Source organism: Puniceibacterium antarcticum, from assembly GCF_002760615.1.
GTDB classification, from domain to species: Bacteria; Pseudomonadota; Alphaproteobacteria; order Rhodobacterales; family Rhodobacteraceae; genus Puniceibacterium; species Puniceibacterium antarcticum.
The window spans coordinates 1-812 of sequence record NZ_AWWI01000150.1 but is presented as its reverse complement, the minus strand read 5'-3'; the positions used below and the strand labels follow the sequence as shown (position 1 = coordinate 812).

The window sequence follows — 812 nt, the reverse complement described above, 5'->3', positions numbered from 1 at the left end:
TTTACACTCCCGTGAGGACGAATTGGTCAGCACAGGAGATGTCGATGCCACAACCCCATCAACCCGATCTGTTTTCCTATCTGGCGCCAACGGTTCACTGGAGCCCGGCCGATCGTCAGATGGCCATAATGCTTCTTCGGGAGCTGCTGCAGCAGGCAGTGAGCGCGCCGGGTCTATCCAATCCGTCTCAGAAGGGAAAGGAGGTCGGCAATGAGCAAGATCACGGCTGAGCATCTGGGCCGCAGCGCCTATATCTATATCCGGCAGTCTTCCACCTATCAGGTGGCCAACAACCTGGAGAGCCAACGTCGGCAATATGGGCTGGCCGAGCGGGCGCGCCAGCTGGGGTGGGAAATGGTCGAGGTCATTGACGAAGATCTTGGCAAATCGGGTGGCGGGGGCACAGAGCGCCCGGGATTTCAGAAATTACTTGCCGCGATTTGTGAGGGCCAGGTTGGCGCTGTATTTTCGCTTGAAGCCTCCCGGTTGGCCCGCAACGGGCGCGATTGGCACAGCCTGCTGGAATTTTGCGCTGTGGTGGGAACGCTGATCGTGGACGAAGACGGCTTGTACGACCCGCGTCTGATCAATGACCGCCTGCTTCTGGGCATGAAAGGCACGATGAGCGAGATGGAAGTGTCGGTCTTCCGGCAACGCTCGGCAGAGGCCATCAAGCAAAAGACCCGCCGGGGTGAATTGCTGACAACTCTGGCCGTCGGCTACGTCAAGACCGATGACAATCGCATCGAAGCGGCTATGGCGCGCGTGGAGCAATCCGCAAAGGTGAGGCGCTGTTGCCGGGGTTGTTGCGG

The 812-nt window shown here is 59.4% G+C and carries 2 protein-coding genes; both read left to right on the top strand.

Features of this window, described 5'->3' with window-relative positions:
- A partial coding sequence (locus P775_RS21710; protein ID WP_218967747.1) for a hypothetical protein occupies window positions 1-230 on the top strand: 230 nt, incomplete at its 5' end.
- Window positions 211-812, top strand: a 602-nt coding sequence (locus P775_RS21705; RefSeq protein ID WP_143520966.1) for a recombinase family protein, incomplete at its 3' end; no start/stop codon positions are given. The genes P775_RS21710 and P775_RS21705, both read left to right, overlap by 20 nt.